The sequence below is a fragment of the Pseudomonas sp. HMSC066A08 genome, from assembly GCF_001813025.1.
GTDB classification, from domain to species: domain Bacteria; phylum Pseudomonadota; class Gammaproteobacteria; order Pseudomonadales; family Pseudomonadaceae; genus Pseudomonas; species Pseudomonas aeruginosa.
Window position 1 is genome coordinate 37,120 of the sequence record NZ_KV811279.1, and the last position, 888, is coordinate 38,007.

At 62.5% G+C, this 888-nt stretch carries 3 protein-coding genes; all 3 read left to right on the top strand.

What is annotated here, in order from left to right; translation table 11 throughout:
• Window positions 1-171, top strand: a 171-nt coding sequence (locus HMPREF2886_RS05650) for a mercuric transporter MerT family protein (protein WP_083318525.1), incomplete at its 5' end; no start/stop codon positions are given.
• Window positions 172-183: 12 nt separating this feature from the next.
• Window positions 184-459: a mercury resistance system periplasmic binding protein MerP gene (gene merP / locus HMPREF2886_RS05655; protein ID WP_003131987.1), complete on the top strand. Its 276-nt coding sequence runs from the start codon at window positions 184-186 to the stop codon at window positions 457-459.
• A gap of 71 nt (window positions 460-530) precedes the next feature.
• Window positions 531-888, top strand: a 358-nt coding sequence (locus tag HMPREF2886_RS05660; protein WP_177344444.1) for a cation transporter, incomplete at its 3' end; no start/stop codon positions are given.

The window sequence follows — 888 nt, forward strand, 5'->3', positions numbered from 1 at the left end:
GCGTTGTTCTTCGCCTGGCGGCGCATCTACCGGCAGGCAGCGGCCTGCAAACCGGGTGAGGTCTGCGCGATTCCCCAAGTGCGAGCTACTTACAAGCTCATTTTCTGGATCGTGGCCGCGCTGGTTCTGGTCGCGCTCGGATTTCCCTACGTCATGCCATTTTTCTACTGATCGGAGTTCACCATGAAGAAACTGTTTGCCTCCCTCGCCCTCGCCGCCGTTGTTGCCCCCGTCTGGGCCGCCACCCAGACCGTCACGCTGTCCGTACCGGGCATGACCTGCTCCGCCTGCCCGATCACTGTCAAGAAGGCGATTTCCAAGGTCGAAGGCGTCAGCAAAGTTGACGTGACTTTCGAGACACGCCAAGCGGTCGTCACCTTCGACGATGCCAAGACCAGCGTGCAGAAGCTGACCAAGGCAACCGCAGACGCGGGCTATCCGTCCAGCGTCAAGCAGTGAGTCACTGAAAACGGCACCGCAGCACAACGGACGTCATTGTCTGGCGCCACAAACGATAAAGGATCTGTTGCATGACCCATCTAAAAATCACCGGCATGACTTGCGACTCGTGCGCGGCGCACGTCAAGGAAGCGCTGGAAAAAGTGCCAGGCGTGCAGTCGGCGCTGGTGTCCTATCCGAAGGGCACAGCGCAACTCGCCATCGTGCCGGGCACATCGCCGGACGCGCTGACTGCCGCCGTGGCCGGACTGGGCTACAAGGCAACGCTAGCCGATGCGCCACTGGCGGACAACCGCGTCGGACTGCTCGACAAGGTGCGGGGATGGATGGCCGCCGCCGAAAAGCACAGTGGCAACGAGCCCCCGGTGCAGGTAGCGGTCATTGGCAGCGGTGGAGCCGCGATGGCGGCGGCGCTGAAGGCCGTCGAGC

What these genes read in the sequence shown, in the direction of transcription:
- merP (WP_003131987.1), top strand. Translation starts at nt 184, where the DNA reads ATGAAGAAACTGTTTGCCTCCCTCGCCCTCGCCGCCGTTGTTGCCCCC.